We start from the raw sequence: 1069 nt of genomic DNA, 5'->3' as shown, positions 1-1069 counted from the left end.
CGGGTCGCGCCAGGAGATGGTGTTCTCGCCGGTGAGGCGGCGGGCCATGAGGTCGGTCATGGCGAGGTGGATCATGGCTTCGGAACGCGGCGGCAGGGTTTCGTAGTCGCGGGTCAGGCGGCGGTGGAGCATCAGCCAGCCGTAGGTGCGCTCGACAGCCCAGCGCTTCGGGATCGGCGTGAAACCCCGGTCTCCAGGGGCACGTTGGACGATCTCCAGATCGATGCCGAGGGTGGCGGCGTGCTCGATGAAGTGTTTGCGATAGCCGCCGTCGACCCACACCTTGCGCAGGCCGGGGTGGTCGCCAGCGGTCTGCTCGAGGAGGACGCGGCCGGCCGTGGAGTCCTGGACACCGGCCGCAGTGACCAGCACCGCCAGCAGCAGGCCGAGCGTGTCGGTGATGATGCTGCGTTTGCGGCCCACGATCTTCTTGGCCGCGTCGATGCCCTGGCTGGTGGTGGGGACGCTGGTGGAAGTCTTCACGCTCTGCGCGTCGATCACACAGGCTGACGGGTGTTTGTCGCGCCCTTCCTGCTGGCGTACTAACTCCCGCAGCAGACCGTTGAGCTGGGCGAAGATGCCGTCCTTCTGCCACTTGGCGAAGTAGCCATAGACCGACTGCCAGGGCGGGAAGTCGTGCGGGAGATAGGCCCACTGGCAGCCGGTGCGGTCCACATACAGGATCGCATTCATGATCTCGCGCAGGTCATGCCGCGGCGGCCGGGCGAAGTCCAGGGTCCGGCCGCGGCGCTCTAAGCGCCAGGCGGCCAGCACCGGCTCGATCAACTCCCAGCGGGCATCGGACAGATCACTCGGATACGCACGGCGTTCCGTCATGACATCGGCGTACCGCCGAACCGGGGCGTGCGCCCAGGTGTGCGTCCGGCCGTGCGGAAGCACGGAACAGGAGTGGGCGTCCTGGAATGAGACAGGCGCAAGACGGCTCCTGCCCCGGACGCCACACCATCCGAACCGACAATCGCAGTCGGCCTGTCAGCCCCATCGACACCAGACCATCGCCCTCCGCAAACAGCTAGATATCCGCATACCCCAGGTGAAAACGACCTCT

Annotated in this window: 1 protein-coding gene; it reads right to left on the bottom strand. The window is 66.7% G+C overall.

Features of this window, described 5'->3' with window-relative positions:
* Positions 1-837 (bottom strand): IS5 family transposase (locus tag ACZ69I_RS39015; RefSeq protein ID WP_470837267.1); only part of this gene is annotated, 837 nt, incomplete at its 3' end.
* Between the last annotated feature and the right edge of the window lie 232 nt (positions 838-1069).

The sequence above is a fragment of the Streptomyces sp. NPDC036815 genome (genome assembly GCF_055609205.1).
This window is presented reverse-complemented; position numbering and strand designations above follow the sequence as displayed.